The organism is Nakamurella multipartita DSM 44233 (assembly GCF_000024365.1).
Lineage (GTDB): Bacteria > Actinomycetota > Actinomycetes > Mycobacteriales > Nakamurellaceae > Nakamurella > Nakamurella multipartita.
On record NC_013235.1, the window covers coordinates 5,673,338 to 5,690,326 of the forward strand.

Annotated in this window: 16 protein-coding genes; 8 read left to right on the plus strand and 8 right to left on the minus strand. The window is 72.7% G+C overall.

Features of this window, described 5'->3' with window-relative positions; all coding sequences use genetic code 11:
* Nucleotides 1-80: 80 nt before the first annotated feature.
* The gene (locus tag NAMU_RS25225; protein ID WP_015750166.1) at nucleotides 81-710 is read left to right on the plus strand and encodes a LysE/ArgO family amino acid transporter; all 630 of its coding nucleotides are present in this window, start codon (nucleotides 81-83) and stop codon (nucleotides 708-710) included.
* Between the two features lie 16 nt (nucleotides 711-726).
* Here the strand turns inward: NAMU_RS25225 and NAMU_RS25230 are convergent, their stop codons facing one another.
* Nucleotides 727-1,521: an SDR family oxidoreductase gene (locus NAMU_RS25230; protein WP_015750167.1), complete on the minus strand. Its 795-nt coding sequence runs from the start codon at nucleotides 1,519-1,521 to the stop codon at nucleotides 727-729.
* Between the two features lie 127 nt (nucleotides 1,522-1,648).
* Between NAMU_RS25230 and NAMU_RS25235 the strand changes: the two genes are divergently transcribed.
* The gene (locus tag NAMU_RS25235) at nucleotides 1,649-2,437 is read left to right on the plus strand and encodes a hypothetical protein (protein WP_015750168.1); all 789 of its coding nucleotides are present in this window, start codon (nucleotides 1,649-1,651) and stop codon (nucleotides 2,435-2,437) included.
* 204 nt (nucleotides 2,438-2,641) lie between these two features.
* Here NAMU_RS25235 and NAMU_RS25240 read toward each other — a convergent pair whose 3' ends face one another.
* The 4 genes from NAMU_RS25240 to sigK all read right to left on the minus strand — a co-directional run bounded on the left by NAMU_RS25240 (nucleotide 2,642) and on the right by sigK (nucleotide 5,901).
* Complete coding sequence (locus tag NAMU_RS25240) at nucleotides 2,642-3,751, minus strand: hypothetical protein (RefSeq protein ID WP_015750169.1); 1,110 nt, start codon at nucleotides 3,749-3,751, stop codon at nucleotides 2,642-2,644.
* Nucleotides 3,748-4,272 carry a SigE family RNA polymerase sigma factor gene (locus tag NAMU_RS25245; RefSeq protein WP_015750170.1) on the minus strand — a complete coding sequence of 175 codons (525 nt, stop codon included), beginning with the start codon at nucleotides 4,270-4,272 and terminating at the stop codon, nucleotides 3,748-3,750. The genes NAMU_RS25240 and NAMU_RS25245 overlap by 4 nt, the downstream gene beginning before the upstream one ends.
* Nucleotides 4,273-4,483: 211 nt before the next feature.
* On the minus strand, nucleotides 4,484-5,272 hold the full coding sequence (locus NAMU_RS25250; protein WP_015750171.1) for an anti-sigma factor: 789 nt from the start codon (nucleotides 5,270-5,272) through the stop codon (nucleotides 4,484-4,486).
* Entirely contained in the window at nucleotides 5,269-5,901 is a 633-nt protein-coding gene (sigK, locus tag NAMU_RS25255; protein WP_015750172.1) for an ECF RNA polymerase sigma factor SigK, read from the minus strand. The genes NAMU_RS25250 and sigK overlap by 4 nt, the downstream gene beginning before the upstream one ends.
* Nucleotides 5,902-6,081: 180 nt before the next feature.
* On the opposite strand from sigK, the gene NAMU_RS25260 reads away from it, so the two are divergent.
* The 3 genes from NAMU_RS25260 (at nucleotide 6,082) to NAMU_RS25270 (ending at nucleotide 9,764) form a co-directional block, all read left to right on the plus strand.
* Nucleotides 6,082-7,794, plus strand: coding sequence for a molybdopterin-dependent oxidoreductase (locus NAMU_RS25260; RefSeq protein ID WP_015750173.1), 1,713 nt, complete (start codon nucleotides 6,082-6,084; stop codon nucleotides 7,792-7,794).
* A 145-nt stretch (nucleotides 7,795-7,939) separates the two neighbouring features.
* Entirely contained in the window at nucleotides 7,940-8,350 is a 411-nt protein-coding gene (locus NAMU_RS27905; protein WP_052308079.1) for a hypothetical protein, read from the plus strand.
* A gap of 100 nt (nucleotides 8,351-8,450) precedes the next feature.
* Nucleotides 8,451-9,764 (plus strand): HNH endonuclease signature motif containing protein, encoded by a 1,314-nt coding sequence (locus NAMU_RS25270; protein ID WP_052308080.1) that lies wholly within the window; start codon nucleotides 8,451-8,453, stop codon nucleotides 9,762-9,764.
* Nucleotides 9,765-9,792: 28 nt separating this feature from the next.
* Here NAMU_RS25270 and NAMU_RS25275 read toward each other — a convergent pair whose 3' ends face one another.
* Together NAMU_RS25275 and NAMU_RS25280 are read right to left on the minus strand one after the other, a co-directional pair.
* The gene (locus NAMU_RS25275) at nucleotides 9,793-10,248 is read right to left on the minus strand and encodes a MarR family winged helix-turn-helix transcriptional regulator (protein ID WP_015750175.1); all 456 of its coding nucleotides are present in this window, start codon (nucleotides 10,246-10,248) and stop codon (nucleotides 9,793-9,795) included.
* Nucleotides 10,245-10,619 carry a cupin domain-containing protein gene (locus NAMU_RS25280; RefSeq protein ID WP_015750176.1) on the minus strand — a complete coding sequence of 125 codons (375 nt, stop codon included), beginning with the start codon at nucleotides 10,617-10,619 and terminating at the stop codon, nucleotides 10,245-10,247. The genes NAMU_RS25275 and NAMU_RS25280 overlap by 4 nt, the downstream gene beginning before the upstream one ends.
* Before the next feature lie 192 nt (nucleotides 10,620-10,811).
* Between NAMU_RS25280 and NAMU_RS25285 the strand changes: the two genes are divergently transcribed.
* The 3 genes from NAMU_RS25285 to NAMU_RS25295 are packed head-to-tail and all read left to right on the plus strand — an operon-like array spanning nucleotide 10,812 to nucleotide 15,973.
* Nucleotides 10,812-12,596, plus strand: a complete 1,785-nt coding sequence (locus tag NAMU_RS25285; protein WP_015750177.1) for an N-acetylglutaminylglutamine amidotransferase — start codon at nucleotides 10,812-10,814, stop codon at nucleotides 12,594-12,596.
* 3 nt (nucleotides 12,597-12,599) lie between these two features.
* Complete coding sequence (locus NAMU_RS25290; RefSeq protein ID WP_015750178.1) at nucleotides 12,600-14,507, plus strand: S9 family peptidase; 1,908 nt, start codon at nucleotides 12,600-12,602, stop codon at nucleotides 14,505-14,507.
* Nucleotides 14,504-15,973 carry a circularly permuted type 2 ATP-grasp protein gene (locus tag NAMU_RS25295; RefSeq protein WP_015750179.1) on the plus strand — a complete coding sequence of 490 codons (1,470 nt, stop codon included), beginning with the start codon at nucleotides 14,504-14,506 and terminating at the stop codon, nucleotides 15,971-15,973. Before NAMU_RS25290 ends, NAMU_RS25295 begins: the two co-directional genes overlap by 4 nt.
* Nucleotides 15,974-16,013: 40 nt before the next feature.
* Here NAMU_RS25295 and NAMU_RS25300 read toward each other — a convergent pair whose 3' ends face one another.
* On the minus strand, nucleotides 16,014-16,544 hold the full coding sequence (locus NAMU_RS25300) for a hypothetical protein (protein ID WP_015750180.1): 531 nt from the start codon (nucleotides 16,542-16,544) through the stop codon (nucleotides 16,014-16,016).
* Between the last annotated feature and the right edge of the window lie 445 nt (nucleotides 16,545-16,989).

Sequence of the window (16,989 nt, forward strand, 5' to 3'; positions counted from 1 at the left end):
AGCCTGCCGGCCACCCGTCCCGCGACGCCTGCGGCCCGGACGCAGCAGCCGGGCCGGTTCGGTGCGGGAGCCCGACGGTCGTGAGCGAGGCACTGGTCGCCGGCCTGCTGGCCGGCTGGGGCATCGCCGTGCCCGTGGGCGCCGTGGCCGCGTATCTGGTGGCGCTGACGGCGCGGACGAACGCCCGGGTCGGGGCGGCGGCCGCGCTCGGGGTGGCCAGCGCGGACGGAATCTACGCGCTGGTGGCCGTCGTCGGCGGGGTCGCCCTGGCCGCACCGATCGCCGCGATCGCCACGCCGCTGCATTGGCTGTCGGTGCTCGTGCTGATCGGGCTGGGCGTCCGGATCATCTGGACCGGCCTGCGCGATCATCGGTCCGGCACCGACCTGCCGGCCGTCGGGACGACGAATCGGCCGGGCCGGGCCTACCTCTCGCTGCTGGGCATCACCCTGCTCAACCCGGTGACGGTGCTGTACTTCGCCGCCCTGGTGCTGGGCAGCACGGCGGCCGATCTGGGCACGTCCTGGGTGACCGGGCTGGTGTTCGTCCTCGGCGCGTTCTGCGCGTCGGCGAGTTGGCAGCTGGTGCTGGTGGCCGGCGGGGTGGCGCTGGGTCGCGCCCTGACCGGCCGGACCGGCCGGCTGGTTACCGCGCTGATCTCCGGCGCCCTGATCATCGGCTTCGCGGTGGTGCTGCTGCTGGGCGGCTGATCCGGTGCCGCCGCGGTCAGCGGGACCGGCGGATGGCCCGGGCCAGGAACTCCTCGAACGTCACCGTCCCGATGTCCTGGTCGGGCGTCAGGTTCCAGCCGGCCCGGAAGGCCTTGACCTTCTTGCCCGGCACCGGGATGTCCACGATCCGGCGCTTCTTGCCGGCCGCGGCCAGGTACTGCTGGGCCAGGTCGTCGACCGTCTGGACCAGCGGGCCGCCGATGTCCGGGGCGCGCCCGCCGGACCCCTCGGCCGGCCCCGCCTGCACCAGGTCGACCAGGCAGCGGGCGGCGTCGGCGGTGTCGATGGACTGGAACTGCACGCCGGACGGCGACGGCAGCACCGGCAGCCGACCGGCCGTGCGCAGGATGGTCAGCACCAGGTCGTGGAACTGGGTGATCCGCTGCACGGTGGCCGGCAGCCGACCGGCCAGCACGAGGTCCTCGATGCCCCGCTTGTAGCGGTACATCTTCAACGGGATGCGGTCCACGCCGACGATCGAGACGTAGATCAGGTGCGGCGATCCACCCAGCAAGGCGGTGTCCATCAGCCGGCGGGTGGCGTGTACGTCGTTGCGGGGGTGCCGGTAGTCGGTGGCGCAGTGGACGATCGCCTCGACGTCGGCCACCGCGTCCGCCACCCGCTCGCCGGTGACCAGGTCGCCGGTCACCCAACGCACACCGGCCGGGTCGTCCGAGCACCGCTCGCGCCGGCTGAGAATTACTGGCCGACGGTCTCTTTCGAGCAGTTCCCGGACCACGGCCCGGCCCAGCGTGCCGGTGCCCCCGGTCACCAGGATCGCAGCGCCCATAGTCCGTCACGCTCTCACGGCCGCTGCCCTCGCGCACGACATCGGACGGCTTGACGTCGGCGGACCCGATGCGCAGGCTGGACCGGCCAAGCACCCGGCCACGGAACACCGACAGAGGAGTCGTCGCATGGCGCTGGAAACCGGCTGGCGCGACGATGCGCCCGTCGCCGATTCGATCCTGCGGTCCTTCCTGCACAACCAGGCCGACGTCGGTGACCTGCTCGCCGGCGCGGTCGGCGGCCGGCATCTGCGGGTGCCCGGGCTCGCCCTGGCCGACACCGGCGGCCCGGTGGTCTACACGAACCAGGCCGTGCTGTTCCGGCCCGTGCTGACCGCCGACGACCCGCTGCTGATCGAGATCGACCGGTTCTTCGCGGACGCGCCGCCGGCCATGGTGCTGTCGGCCTGGCCGACACCCGACCTGGCCGAGCGTGGCTGGCAGCTGATCGGCCACCCGATGTTCGTCGTGCGGGCCCCCGGACCGCACCCGGAACCGGACGCCGCCGGGACCGACATCACGCTCGCCCGCACCCCGGACGAGCTGGCGCTGGCCGAGCGGATCGCGATCGAGGGGTACCCGCTGCCGGAGGCGGCCGGGCTGCCGCCGCACGCACTGTTCGGCTCGGCGCTGCTGGACGGGCCGATCCAGGTCCGGATCGCGCGGGTGGACGGGCAACCGGCCGGGGTCGCCTCCGGCCACGTCGGGCACGACGTGCAGAACCTCTGCCTGGCCGCCACCCTGCCCGCCGCCCGGCGCCGCGGCGCCTGGCGGGCGCTGGTCTGGGCCCGGGTCGACGACGCCCCCGACCTGCCCGCAGTTGCCTTCACCAGCGACGACAGCCGCCCCGGCTTCATCCGGCTCGGCTTCCTGCCGATCACCCGGTTCACCCTGTGGCTGGTGCCCGGCCGGGCCTGAGCCCCTGCCCCGCCGGCCCGCTTGTCCGTCTGCCCGCCCGCCTGCCCCCATGCCCGCCCGCCCGCCCGCCCGCCCCAGGACGCCGCCGACTTGCCGAAGACACACCGCTGGCGGCCGTCCAGCGGTGCGTTGGTGGCAAGTCGGCGCGCCCGAGGGGGCGGGCTCGGGGGCGGGCCAGCCCGGCGTGCGTCAGCCCGGCGTGCGTCAGCCCAGCGTCGACAGGACCGCGGCGGCCGCCGTGGCCAGCTGATCCGCGGTCAGCCCCGACGGGATGGGCGCGATGCCGGTGGCCGGACGCCCGCCGACCTCGACCTCGTACCCGTTGCCGTAGGCGTAGACCGACAGGTTGCCGCCGTCGTTGGACACGTACTGGTCCCCGCCGCGGGCGACGCACTTCGCGCCGGTCTCGCTGGCCGACTGCGCGCAGGCACCCGGCTCGGCTCGGATCGCCTGGACCACCAGCTGGGTGTCGGGCGCGGTGCCGGCCAGTTCGGCGCCGGCCACCGGGTCGGTGGGGCAGCCCAGGCCGAGCAGCCCGGGTGCACCGAACGCACCGGCGGGCAACGACCCGACCAGGGCGGCCGCGGAGGCGTCGGACAGGGCGGGCCAGCAACTCGTGGCCGCGCCGCCGGCCGTCGCCTCGGTGGGCACGGCACCGGTGGGCACCGCTCCCCCGGGCACCGGCACCGTCTGGGTCAGCGCGTTCTCCCCCGGCGCCGGGCGGTTGGCATCCGGGTTGGCCGGGTCGATCGTCGCCGACGAGCCGGCGTCGGCCTGGCCCTGCGCCTGCCCGCCGGCGTCCGACTCACCCTCGGCGGACTCGCCCGACGGGGCGGCCGCGGCGGCGGACGAGGCGCGGCCGGCGACCGTGTCGGCGGCGCTGCCGGCCGAGGTGGTGATGCCACCGGAGGAGGACAGGGTGATCGGGATGACCACCGCCGCGATCGCGACCACACACGCGGCCGCCAGTCCGATCAGGATGGTGGTCCGGCGGCGCCGCGACCGCTGCTCGGCGTCCCGCTGAGCGCTCAGGACATGCAGCTCACCCACGCTGGCCTGGTCCGGCGCGGCCGGACGGTCGGTCGAGGCGACCTCGGCGGCCCGCGCGACGGGCGCGGTGACCGTCGCCGCGGCGGCCCCGGTCGTGGCCGCACCCCCGGATTTGGCTGCGGCGATCACCGACAACGCGGACACCGGGGAGGCCGGGGCGTCCGGATCGTCGGCCAGGTCGCTGAACAGGCGGCCCAGCGCCGCGGCCTCGGCGGCGTCCTGGTCACCGTGATCCGGGGTGGGGCCGGTGCTCGGATCGGTCACGGCCGTCCTCCCTCCGCGCTCACGGCACCCTGCCGGATGAGGGCCTGCTTCATGGCCGCCAGTCCCCTGGCGGTCTGCGACTTCACGTTGCCCTCCGAACACTCCATTGCGGCCGCGGTGGCCGCCACGTCCAGGCCGTCGAAGAACCGCAGCACCAGCATCGCCCGCTGGCCGGGCGGCACCTCGTCCAGGGCCGTGCGCACCAGCTGCCGGTCGGCCACCACCGAGGCCAGGTCCAGGGTGGGCGCGGGGGTGTCCGGCAGATCGTCGACCGTGTGTTCCCGGCGCCAGGGCCGGCGCGACTCGTCGACTGCCGCCCGCATCAGGCAGCGGCGCACGAACCCGTCCAGGGCGCCGTAGTCACGGATCCCCGACCACGCCCCGTAGAGCTTGACGAACGCGATCTGGGTCAGGTCGTCGGCCCGGTGCCAGTCACCACACAACAGATAGGCGGTGCGGCGCACCCGGTCCCGTCTCGCCGTGACGTACACGGAAAACTGCGCCTCCTCCTCCGGTCCCATCAGCCACCGCCCGCCCGTGACCTGGGCACGGAGCGGGCCGCCCGACCGGTGGTGCCGTCGGGTCGGCGACGCGGTGATGATCGTTCGCTCGGCAAGCCTGACTCAGCCTCCAGCACGGACATGGACAAGACGGACAGTGACCACTCGATGGTTGCATGACCGGCGTCCATCGGTCGTCACTCGTTCGGCTCGTCCCACGGGTCGGCCGGGCTTACGCCAGTTCGGTCATCCAGACGATCGGCATGGTGGGGCTGGCCGATCCCTGACCCGGCTCGGCCGTGACGGCGACCGCCACCTCGCCGGGCCGGGTCATCTGGGTGACGACCTGGGGCTGTCCGGCCGCGGCCTGCGGCAGCAGCCCCAGGGAGCGGGGGGCCACCTCGGCCTGATCCGACAGAGCCCAGAGCTGGTAGGTGCGATCGTCGGGCAGGGCGGGCAACCCGGCGACGTCGACCGTCACCGCCCCGCAGGACGGGGCATAGGTCACCACCCCTTGGCCGTTGGCCGGAGTGAGCTCGCTGCGGTCGGTCGCCGTGGCCACGCACTGCTCCGGCGACTGCGCCACCTGCTGCTGGCCGCGGAACTGATCGACGGCGACCAGGCCGCCACCGATCACCACGGCAGCCACGGCCGCGGCGATCCAGGTGACCGGCCGGCGGTACCAGGGCCGCAGGTAGTGCACGTTGTCCGGGGTCTCGACCGGTCCGGGCGCCTCCGGCGGAGGGCTGGCGATCGACGGTCGGAACGCGGGGACCGGGCGGTCCACCGGCGGCAGCTGCGGGGTGACGGCAACGGCGGCCAGCACCGACCGGCGCAGCGACGCCGGCGGGATCTCCGCAGACACCGTGGCCAGCAGGGCGACGGTCTCCTGGAATCCGGCCAGCTCCGCCCGGCACAACTCGCAGGTCTCGATGTGCGCCTCGACGGCCGGCCGCTCGCCCGGCGGCAACGCCCCCAGGGCCAACGCGGCGGTGTCCAGATGCAGGTCGGGCTCGGTCATGACGCCACCCCCATGCAGTCGCGCAGCCGGATGAGGCCGTCCCGCAGCCGGGTCTTGATGGTCGGCAGCGGCGCGGTCAGCAGCTCGGCCACCTCCCGGTAGCTGTAGCCGCTGAAGTAGGCCAGCGTGATCGATTCTCGCTGGAGCTCGGTGAGCGTGCCCAGGCACCGCTGCACGGCACGCCGCTCGAACGAGGATTCGACCGCCTCGACCACGGTGTCCACATCGCGCTCGGTGGAAGACTGGGCGACCTTGATCTCCCGGTCGGTGGCCGCCTGGGCCGAGCGCACACGATCGACGGCCCGGGCGTGCGTCAGGGTCAGGATCCACGACGTCGCCGACCCCTTGGCCCGATCGAACCGGCTCGCCCGACGCCAGATCTCCAGGAACACCTCCTGGGCGATCTCCTCCGCGTGGCTGGGATCGCGCACGATCCGCCGGGCCAACCCGAAGACGCGGGCCGAGAAGGTGTCGTAGAGCCGTTCGAAGGCGTCCTCGCGGCCCAGGGCGGTCAGCCGCAGCAGTTCCTCGGGTGACTCGTCGGGCACCGGATCGGGCAGCGCAGTCAACGGCGGCGCGGACAACGGCGGCCCGGATGGGCCGGGCCGGGATGGTTCGGAGTCAGGCATGGGCAGTCCCTCGCGCCGCAGTGGTCACGTCTCGCCCGATATTCGGCGGCGGGGCCGTTCCGGATGGGTCCGGCCCGCCGCGCCGGCCGATGGTAGCCCGCAGGTACCCATTTCTTACGGGTTCTTACGGCCTGGCGCCGGAACCCTGATTTTCCCGGCGAGCAGGCGGACGATGGACCGGTGGCGGTCTCCAATGAATTTCCCGGCGCGGAGCTCCCCGGCGCCGAGCGTCCCGATCCGGTCGACCGGCTGCCCTCCGGGTGGCGGCCGAGCCTGGCCCAGTCCGGGCTGGTCGGGGTCATCGCGCTGGGGCTGACGCTGGCCGTGGCCGAGTTGCTGGCCGCCCTCGGCCAGCTGGTCGGCTGGTTGAGCCCGGCGTCGTCCCCGCTGTCCGCGCTCGGGCAGAGCTTCATCGGGCTGACGCCGGAGTGGCTCAAGCAGTTCGCCATCAGCACGTTCGGGTCCAACGACAAGACCGCGCTGATGGTCGGCATGGGCCTGACCCTGCTGCTGGTCGGGGTCGTGATCGGGCTGGTCGGCCGGGACCGGCCGCGGATTGCCGTCGGCCTGGCGGTGGTGCTGCTGGTGGTGACCGGGGCGGCGGTGCTGAGCCGGCCCGACGCGACCGTCGTGGACCTGCTGCCGCTGGCGCTCGGCGGGGCCGCCGGCATCGGCTTCCTGGTCTCCGCCTTCCGCCGCCAGCTCGCGCCGGCGACCCCCGCCGCCGAGCCCTCCGTCGAACCCGTCGCCGACGCGCAGCCGACCGGCACCACCGGCGATCACCACCCGATGCTGCGGGCCACTCCGGTCGGTCCGGCCGCCGCGACCAGACGGGACTTCTTCCGCTTCGCCGGCATCGGCGCCCTGGCCGCGGTCGCGGTGGGTGCGGTGGCCCGGTGGATCCCCAGCACCGCGCAGGTCGCCGCCAGCCGCAGCGCCGTGGCGCTGCCGGCGGCGACCGCCGGCACCGCCGCCGCCCCGACCGACGTGCTCGACGACGTGCCCGGGATCAGCCCGTTCGTCACGCCCAACACCGACTTCTACCGGATCGACACCGCGTTCGTGGTGCCGCGAATGACCACCGATCAGTGGCAGCTGCGGGTGCACGGGATGGTCGACCGCGAGATCACCCTGTCCTGGTCGGATCTGCTGGCGATGCCCTCGCTCACCCACATGGTCACGCTGACCTGCGTGTCCAACCCGGTCGGGGGCGAGTACATCGGCAACGCCGACTGGCAGGGCGTGCGAATCGCCGACGTGCTGGCCATGGCCGGCCCGCAGGCCGGCGCCGACTGCGTCTTCTCCACCAGCGTGGACGGGTTCACCGTGACCACTCCGCTGGACGTGCTCACCGACGACCGGGACGCGTTGCTGGCCTACGCGATGAACGGCGAACCGCTGCCGGTCGAGCACGGTTTCCCGGTGCGGATGGTGGTGCCCGGCCTGTACGGGTTCGTCTCGGCGACCAAGTGGGTGGTCGACCTGGAGGTCACCACCTTCGCCGACGCGACGGCCTACTGGACCGTCCGCGGCTGGTCGGCCAAGGCGCCGATCAAGACCTCCTCCCGGATCGACGTGCCGCGCAGCCAGGAGTCGGTGTCCAAGGGCAAGGTCCCGATCGCCGGGGTCGCCTGGGCCCAGTACCGCGGAATCAGCGGGGTGCAGGTACAGATCGACGACGGCCCCTGGATGGACGCGACCCTGTCCGGCGATGCCGGCGCCGACACCTGGCGGCAGTGGGTCTACTACTGGGACGCCACCGCATCGGGCACGCACACCGCCCGGTGCCGGGCGACCGACGCGACCGGCGCGGTCCAGATCGACGCCATCGCTGATGTCGTGCCCGACGGGGCGACCGGGTTGGACGAGCGGACGTTCATGGTCACCGCCTGAGGCGACGGCCGGCTGACGGGGCGGCCCGGGTCATACTCGCCGGGTGTGGGCACAGACATTTCCCGGCGTCCCGGCGTCTGACGTTCGGGCAGCAGCGGGTTCGCTGGGCCCCACCACACTGGCGCCGTCTGGAGCGTTCACCGCGATGGTGACCGGTCGGCGCGTCGAGATCCCCTACCGGATCTACCACGCCGTACCCGGCCCAGAGACGCGGAGCGTCTTGACGGCCCGGCAGCTCCTGATCCTGGACTGCCTGCTGACCCGGCATCACGACGGCTTCGTCCGCCAAAGGGCGGCGTCGCGCATCCTCCCGGCAGACCGGCCCTGGGTCGTCCCGTTCGTCGTCCACCTCATCGGCGAGTACGTGGTGGAGATCGTCGCGGCGATCGCCGCCGAACTGGCCGTCGGCGACGATCGGCTCGCTCTGTACCGGGAGTTCGCCTGCGAGAACCAGGGCCTCATCGCCCTCGTTCGTGCGCGCGATCAGCTACTGGAACTGTTATTACCGCCGCGCCTGGCCGTCCTTCGACGACTATCCGGCACGGGCCCTGCTTGATCGCCTGCGGTGACTCACCCTCCGACCTTCCCCCCTTGAAGCTGAGAGTCTTTCTGCAGCTAAGAATTTAGTATCGAACATATGTATGGTACGATTGACCATGGCCGGGACCGCGGTAACCACCCTCGACGACGTGCACCACGTCGCCGAGCAGGTCCAGACCGGCCTGACCCAACTTCTGACCGCCGAGTACTGGAAACTGCCCGGCCCGGACCTGCTGGACGCTGCCCGCACCGTTGAGCGCCTGGCCCACCTGACCTACGCCATCCAGGTCACCCTGGCCGGCGAAGCCGACCTGGCCCACCTCGCCCAGAGCCACGGCCAACCCAGCACCGCCGCACTGCTGCGGCACGCCCTGACCATCAGCCCCGGCGATGCCCGCGGCCGGGTCCGCGCCGCCCAAGCCGTCCTCCCCCAGGACGCCATCAGCGGCGGCGAAATCCCACCCCGACACCCCGAACTCGGCGCCGCCCTGCGCGCCGGCACCGTGGGCCGCGAACACACCAGCATCGTGCTCACCACCCTGAGCCGCCTGCCCAGCACCGTGCCTGCCGACCTCCGCGAGCAAGCCGAAACCACCCTGGTCGAGCACGCCACCCACATGGACCCGATCCACCTGAACCGGGTCGCCGACCGACTCCTGGACGCCCTGGACCCCGACGGCCACTTCGAACCACCCGACCCCGCCGACCGCGCCGAACTCACCCTCGGCCCCCGCGATCGGCGCACCGGCCTGACCAGCATCAAAGGCCGCCTGGACGACCACACCATCGCCGCGTTCATCGCCGCCACCGACCCCCACGCCGCGCCCCGCCCGCACACCGACGGCACCAAAGACCCCCGCCCCGCACCCACCCGCCTGGCCCACGCCCTGACCACCGTCCTGGACCAACACCTGGCCACCGGCGCCGGACCCGTCCACGCCGGCGAACGCCCCCACATCACCATGACCGTGCACTACGACGCCCTCACCAACCGCCTGGGCACCGCCACCCTGGACGCCACCGGCACCACCATCAGCCCCGCCCACGCCCGCCAACTCCTGTGCGACGCCGCCCTGATCCCCGCCGTCCTGGGCGCCGCCGGCGAACCCCTGGACATCGGCCGCGCCACCCGCACCTGGCCCACCGCCATCCGCCGCGCCATCACCCTGCGCGACCAAGGCTGCGTCTTCCCCGGCTGCGACCGCCCCGCCCGCTGGTCCGATCTGCACCACATCCACCACTGGGCCGACGGCGGAGCGACCAGCACCAGCAACGGCGCCGTGCTCTGCGGACACCACCACACCCTCATCCACACCGGCCACTGGCACATCCGCATGGCCCCCGACGGCCACCCCGAGATCATCCCGCCCACCTGGATCGACCCCCACCAACAACCCCGCCGCAACACTCTGCACCGAATCCGCCAATAACGAGTCCGGCCAGGAAATCAGGCGGCCGTCACGGTGGGGTGATGACCGGCAACCGCCCGCCGTGGGAGTGCTCCAGCGCGGTGGTCAGATCGGCCCGCAGCGTCTCGACCGCTCCGGCGCCGAGCACCGCGGCCCACTCGGATTCCAGCTCGGCGTAGATCTCCTCGACCGCGGCCAGCAGCGCCAACCCGCGATCGGTGAGCACGATCTGCTTGGCCCGCTCGTCGCCCGGATCCGGCTCGCGGGCCACGTAGCCGTCGTCGCACATCGCGTCGACCAGTTTGGACGCGGCCTGCTTGCTCACCCCGAGCAGCGCGGCGATGTCGGCGCCGCGCAGGCCGCCGCGCCGGGCGGCGAGGAGCACGAAGCCGTAGTTGACCCGCACGCCGGTCCAGCCGCGCTCGACCAGCCGCCGGTGCAGCCCGTCGATCAGGGTCCGGTAGGCGATCGCGAACAGCCGGGCCAGCGGAACCGGCCCGGTCACTGGGCCCAGGGCGGGGTGAACGGTTCGCCGCCGTCGAGCTGGGCCTGACCGCCGACCGGCAGCAGGCACAGGGCCCGCAGGGGCTCGTCGCCGGTGGCGGTCAGCTCGAAGGCCACTCCGGCCGGCACCACGATGGCGTCACCGACCTCCGCGGAGCCGGGCCGCCCGTCGATCCGGACCGCGGCCCGGCCGGCCAGCACCACGAACACCTCCTCGCGGGTGAGCCGGTGCGGCGTGGCCGGGGTGCCCGGCTCGATCTCCACCCGCCACACGCTGGTGTCGTGCGACCCGCGGCTGGGCGTGGCCAGGGCGGTGAACCGGGCGGTGCCGATGTCGTGGGTGGGGCCGGGCGGGGCGGTGAGCACGGGCATGACGATCCCTTCACAGTTGGTCAATCCGGTTGACCTTCTCAGGATGACGGCACCTCCCCTAATAGTCAACTCAGTTGACCGAACGGCCGGCTTCGGCACGGCCCCGAAACATAGGGCGTGTAGCTTCGACGGGATTGCCGAAAGGCCGCCCACCGGCCGGGTGTAGCGGTCGATCCGTCTCGGGAGGGCATCGTGTGCGGGCTGAGCGGTGAGTTCAGGTTCGACGGAGGACAACCCGATCTCGAAGGGCTGACCCGGATCTCCGCCGTGTTGGAGCCGCGCGGGCCGGACGGTCACGGGCTCTGGCACGAGGGTCCGGTGGCGCTCGCGCACCGCCGGCTCAAGATCATCGACCTGACCGAGGCCGGCGCCCAGCCCATGGTCGACGACGAGTTGAACCTGGTCACCGTCTTCAACGGCTGCATCTACAACTACCAGGACCTGCGCAAGGAACTGCAGGCCGAGGGCTACCGGTTCTTCTCCACCTCCGACACCGAGGTCATCGGCAAGGCCTACCACCGGTGGGGCGTGCACTGCGTCGACCACTTCATGGGCATGTTCGCCTTCGCCGTCCTGGAGCGCGGCTCCGGCCGGCTGATCCTGGGCCGCGACCGGCTCGGCATCAAGCCGCTGTACCTGGCCCAGACACCCGAGCGGCTGCGGTTCGCCTCCTCGCTGCCCGCGCTGCTGGCCGGTGGAGACATCAACACCTCCATCGACCCGGTCGCCCTGAACTTCTACATGTCCTTCCACGCCGTCGTGCCGCCGCCGTACACGATCCTGACCGGGGTCCGGAAGCTCCCGCCAGCGACCGTGCGCATCGTCGAGCCGGACGGCACCAGCACCGACCGGCACTACTGGTCACCCCGGCACGAGCGCCTGGACAAGTACGCCGGCCTATCCGAGAACGACTGGCAGGACCTGGTTCTGGACACGCTGCAGACCGCCGTGCAGCGGCGCATGGTGGCCGACGTGCCGGTCGGCGTGCTGCTGTCCGGCGGGATCGATTCCAGCGTCATCGTCGCCCTGCTGGCCGATGCGGGACAGCATGGGCTGCAGACGTTCTCGATCGGTTTCGAGCGGGTCGGCGACCGCGAGGGGGACGAGTTCGAGTTCTCCGACATCGTGGCCAAGGAGTTCGACACCCATCACCACAAGTTGATGATGCCGTCCTCGACGGTGCTCGACGGGCTGGACGGCGCGGTCGGGGCGATGACCGAGCCGATGGTCAGTCACGACTGCATCGCCTTCTACCTGCTGTCCCAGGCGGTGTCGCAGCACCTGACGGTGGTGCAGTCCGGCCAGGGCGCGGACGAGCTGCTGGCCGGCTACGACTGGTACCCGCCGTTGGCCGACGTGCCGGCCGAGCGTGCCCTGGAGGTCTACTCGGCCCGGTTCTTCGACCGGGACAAGGCGACGATGGCCACGATCCTGCAGCCGCGCTGGACCATCGAGCAGGACGCCCCGCGCGACTTCGTGCGCGCCCATCTCGACCAGCCCGGCGCGGACACCGCACTGGACCGGGTGCTGCGGCTGGACTCGCAGGTGATGCTGGTCGACGACCCGGTCAAGCGGGTGGACAACATGACCATGGCCTGGGGACTGGAGGCCCGGACCCCGTTCCTGGACCACGAGTTCGCCGAACTGGCGGCCGCGATCCCACCCGCCCTCAAGCTGGCCAACGGCGGCAAGGGCGTGCTCAAGCAGGCGTCCCGAAAGGTGTTGCCGGCGGCCATCATCGACCGCAAGAAGGGGCACTTCCCGGTACCCGCCATCATCAATCTGGAGGGTCCCTACCTGGGCCGGGTGCGGGACGCGCTGACCGACCCGCAGGCCAAGGAGCGCGGGCTGTTCCGCCCCGAGTACGTGGACCGGCTGCTGGCCGACCCGAACAAGCTGCGGACACCGTTGGGCTCCAACCAGTTGTGGCAGCTGGGCCTGCTCGAGATGTGGCTGCAGCGGCACGGAATCGGCTGAGCGTTGCTGGAACACGCCCCCACTCACGACCAGCTCGGCCTGACCCCGCAGCTGCGGACGGCGATCGATCGCATCGCCGGCGTCGTCGGCTCCTGGTGCCCGTCGATCTCCCCGGACGGCCGGCAGATCGCCTACGTCACCGACCGTTCCGGGCTGCCCCGGCTGGAGGTCGCCCATCTGGACACGGCCGGCGAATGCGCCGACCGCACCCCCCGGCAGGTCTCGCTGCCGGACCAGGAGGTCATCTCGGTGGCCTGGTCGCCGGACGGACAGTGGCTGGCCTACCTGGTCTCGCCGCGCGGGTTCATCCGGGCCGAGCTGCACGCGATCCGACCGGACGGCACCGATCACCGCGCACTGGCCGGCCTGGCCGACCTGGAGACGGCGTTTGCCGGGACCTGGACCAGCCTGCCGCACACCTACGCGTTCTCACTGGCCGACGGCCGCAGCCCGGACGCCGACGTCTGTTTCGTCGATGTGCAGACCGGCGCGGTTCGGCGGGTCGCGACCGGCGGCTTCCTGCTGGTGACCGGGGTGTCCCCGGACGCGACCCGGGTGCTGGCCCGACGGGGGCCGCGGGGCCGCCGGCACCTGGTGCTGGCCGACGTGCCGCCCATCGCCGACGCGCCGTTGACGCCACCTCGCCGCCTGCTCGAAGCCGACTTCCCCGTCGAGGGGACCGATGTCGCCGAGGACGGCCGGTTCTCCGCCGATGGTGGCACCGTCTACCTGCGGGTCGGCGCCGGGCGCGAGCACCCCGCCCTGGGCGCCGTCGACCTGGACCCAGACGGCCGCCCGGGACGGCTGCGGATCCTGGCCCAGCGCGACGACTCGGACCTGGACGCCTACGCGGTGCTGGACCGGGGCGCTCGAGCGATGTTGGTGTGGAACCTGTCCGGGCACAGCGCGATCGAGATGCGGGACCTGCACACGGGGGCCGGGCACCGGGTGGACATCGGGCAGCGGGTGATGCCCGGCTGGTCGGTGTTGCCGGACGGTCATTCCGGCATCCTGGAACTCACCGAGCCGGTCGCCCCGCGCAGCGTGTATCACGTCGATCTGGTCGACCACCCGGACGATGCCCCACCGGCGGCCTCCCGGATCACCGGCCTGCCGGTGCCCCGGATACCGGCGGCCGAGCTGTGCGTGCCCGAGCGGGTCACCTTCGCCGCCGACGACGGTGTGCGGCTGCGCGGCCTGCTGTACCGGCCGGCCGGCGAGCCCCCGTGGCCGACCGTGATCCTGCTGCACGGCGGGCCGGAGGCCGAGGAGCGACCGGCGTTCTCCATCCTGATCCAGTCGCTGATCGCGGCCGGCTTCGCCGTCTTCGCCCCCAACGTGCGCGGCTCCACCGGGTACGGCGCCAGCTTCACCGCCCTGGACGACCTGGACCGGCGCGAGTCCTCGTTCGCCGACGTCAAGGCCGCGGTCGACTACCTCCTCGGCCGGGGCCTGGCCGCGCCGGGCCACATCGGCGTGCACGGCTGGTCTTACGGCGGCTACCTGGCGATGGTCGCCGTGACCCGCTTCGGCGAGCTGTTCGCCTCCGGTTCCAGCCACGCCGGCATGTCCGACCTGCGCACCTTCTTCCGCCACACCGAGCCGTGGATGGCGGCGGCCTCGGTGACCGAGTACGGCGATCCGATCACGGACGCGCAGCTGCTGGCCGATCTGTCCCCGTTGGTTGGTTTTGCCGACCTGCGGGTACCCACGATGTTTGTGCACGGAGAAAGCGATACGAACGTCCCGGTCATCGAGTCGGTGCAGGCCGCGGCGGCCCTGACCGATGCCGGGGTGCCGACCAGGCTGATGCTGTTACCAGGGGAAGGACACACCATCGTCGGACGCGAGGGTCGGATCGCCTCGACCGAGGCCATCGTCGACTGGCACCTGCGCTGGGCGGCCCGGTGACCGCCGACGGCCCGACTCCCCCGCCCCGCAGTGATCTGCTGGCGGGGTATGAGGCGGGTCCACTGGACGAGGCGATCGAGGCCGACGCCACCATCCGGCCCGGGTACACGGCCATCTTCGAGGCGATGACGCCCGGCGGCATCGAGGGCCTGCGCCTAACCACCAAGGACCTGGACCGGCGGCGGGTGCGCGAGGGCATCTCGTTCATCGCCGAGATCGACGGGGTGCTCACCGAGCAGCCGTTCCCGCTCGATCCGATGCCCCGGGTGATCGGCCTGGCCGACTGGGACGCCATCCGGGCCGGACTGCAGCAACGGGCCCGCGCCCTCAACGCGTTCCTGGACGACGTCTACGGCGAGCTGCGGATCGTGCGGGACGGGATCATCCCCGAGTCCGTCGTGCGCAACTGCCCCGGGTTCCTTCCGGATGCGGCCGATCTGGCCCCGGGTGGCCGGCCGCGGGCGACCGTGGTCGGGTTCGATCTGCTGCACGCGCCGACCGGCGAGTGGGTGGTGCTCGAGGACAACCTGCGGGTGCCGTCCGGGCTGGGTTACGCGGTGGCCAACCGGCGCACCGCGGCCGCCGAGCTGCCGGTGCTGCATCCCTGGCCCGGGTTGCGCTCGCCGGAGACGGTCGGCGCGGACCTGCTCGACGCGCTGCGCCAGGCGGCGCCGCCGCGCTGTCCCCGCCAGGTGCCGGCCGTCGCCGTGCTCTCGGACGGGCCGGCCAACTCGGCCTGGTACGAGCACCGGCTGCTGGCCGACCTGATGGGGGTCCCCGTGCTCACCCCGGCCGATCTGTCCGGCGACGCGGACGGCGTCATCGCCACCGTGGACGGGTCGCCCTGGCCGGTGGACGTGCTGTACCGGCGCCTGGGCGACGACGAGCTCATCGCCGGCGAGGCGGCCGATCCGGCGGTGGACGAGCTGCTGGTGGCGGCCAGCCGGGCCGGCACCCTGGCCGTGGCCAACGCACCGGGCAACGGGGTCGGCGACGACAAGGCGATCTATGCCTTCGTGCACCCGATGATTCGCTACTACCTGCACGAAGAGCCGCTCATCGGCGACGTCGGCACCTGGGTGCTGGCCGACGAGGGGCAGTACGAGGGCGTCCGCGGCCGGCTGGCCGAACTGGTGGTCAAGCCGGTCGACGGCTCCGGCGGTACCGGCGTGATGATCGGCCCCGACCTGACCGAGGACGAGGCGGCGGCCATGGTCGCCGAGGTGGCGGCGGCGCCGCACCGGTTCATCGCCCAGGAGGTCATCCGGTTCTCCGCGCATCCCACCCTGGTCGCCGAGGGCCTGCGGCCCCGGCACGTCGACCTGCGGGTGTTCGCCCTGGTCGGCCGGGACGGCTCGGTGGTGGTGCCGGACATCGCGCTGAGCCGGGTGGCCCTGACCTCCGAAGGGCTGCTGGTCAACTCGTCCCAGGGCGGCGGTTCGAAGGACACCTGGCTGATCGACTGACTCGACTTGACTGACTCATCCCAGCTCGGTCGGCCTCGGGTCACCCCGGGGCGGCGCGCCCGACGTCGGTCCCGGCCGAGCCGCCGATGGCGCGACGCTGGGCGATGTCCTGCACCAGGGTCAGTGCCTGCCCGGCCGCGGCCACCGCGCCGCGGGTCGTGCCCAGCGGGTACAGCCGGTCCGGGGTGCCCAGCGCCATGGAGCGGGCGCGCATGATGCAGCCCCACCGTCGAGGATCGGCCAGCGGACCGACCCGGACCCCCGCCCGCAGGGCGTCGACGACCACCCAGTCGCGCACGTTGGCCGCGTTGTAGGCCAGCAGATGCCTGGATCCGACCGCCTGCACCATGGTGTGCAACGCCCGGCTCGACCCCTCGCCGAGCCAGTCATGGGCGCGGACCCGACCGTCGGTGTCCAGCACGGCGATCTCGGTCGCGGCGGCGGATCCGGTCGGAATTGAGATGCCGATCACCAGCGCGACCCCCGGCCGCAGCATAGTGGTGGCCCACTGCACCGCCTGCTCCGGCGTCAGGCACGCTGGCCCGTCCACCGGCGCGGTACCCGTGGGCATGCGGCCTCCTGTTCAAATTCCTGGGGTCACGTCCATCGCTCACCCCGGGCGGCCTCGCCCGCCCGAGGTCGACGTCGCCCGCGGCGTCGTCGTGCATCTCGCCGTGCCTGTTGTGCTGGTCGTCGTCGTGCATGTGACCGCCCCCCTCGATCCCGACCGGGCCCCCTTCCGGCGGCCGGCATACCCCCCGGCATGCCGTCCGCCGGACTACCAGCAGAGGATTTCGTCGCGTTCGTCCGGGTCCCCGGACGGCCCAGGTTTCGCGCACCCGGACCCCGTCTCCGGCCGACTGCCGGTCATCAGGCCCCCGGTAAGTTCGAATGCGGCGTTCGATACCTCCGCATTCAGTGCGAAGATGGTCCCGATCAATACCGGATGGATTCCTGCAGAGTCGAACACTGACTGCCTCCGGTTCATCGGTTGGGGGACTCGGTGACGCGGTGGC

Excerpts from the sequence above, each read along its gene's own strand:
- NAMU_RS25230 (WP_015750167.1), bottom strand. The coding sequence starts at position 1,521 with ATGGGCGCTGCGATCCTGGTGACCGGGGGCACCGGCACGCTGGGCCGG.
- NAMU_RS25235 (WP_015750168.1), top strand. The coding sequence starts at position 1,649 with ATGGCGCTGGAAACCGGCTGGCGCGACGATGCGCCCGTCGCCGATTCG.
- NAMU_RS25245 (WP_015750170.1), bottom strand. The coding sequence starts at position 4,272 with ATGGGACCGGAGGAGGAGGCGCAGTTTTCCGTGTACGTCACGGCGAGA.
- NAMU_RS25250 (WP_015750171.1), bottom strand. The coding sequence starts at position 5,272 with ATGACCGAGCCCGACCTGCATCTGGACACCGCCGCGTTGGCCCTGGGG.
- sigK (WP_015750172.1), bottom strand. The coding sequence starts at position 5,901 with ATGCCTGACTCCGAACCATCCCGGCCCGGCCCATCCGGGCCGCCGTTG.
- NAMU_RS27905 (WP_052308079.1), top strand. The coding sequence starts at position 7,940 with ATGGTGACCGGTCGGCGCGTCGAGATCCCCTACCGGATCTACCACGCC.
- NAMU_RS25270 (WP_052308080.1), top strand. The coding sequence starts at position 8,451 with ATGGCCGGGACCGCGGTAACCACCCTCGACGACGTGCACCACGTCGCC.
- NAMU_RS25280 (WP_015750176.1), bottom strand. The coding sequence starts at position 10,619 with ATGCCCGTGCTCACCGCCCCGCCCGGCCCCACCCACGACATCGGCACC.
- NAMU_RS25300 (WP_015750180.1), bottom strand. The coding sequence starts at position 16,544 with ATGCCCACGGGTACCGCGCCGGTGGACGGGCCAGCGTGCCTGACGCCG.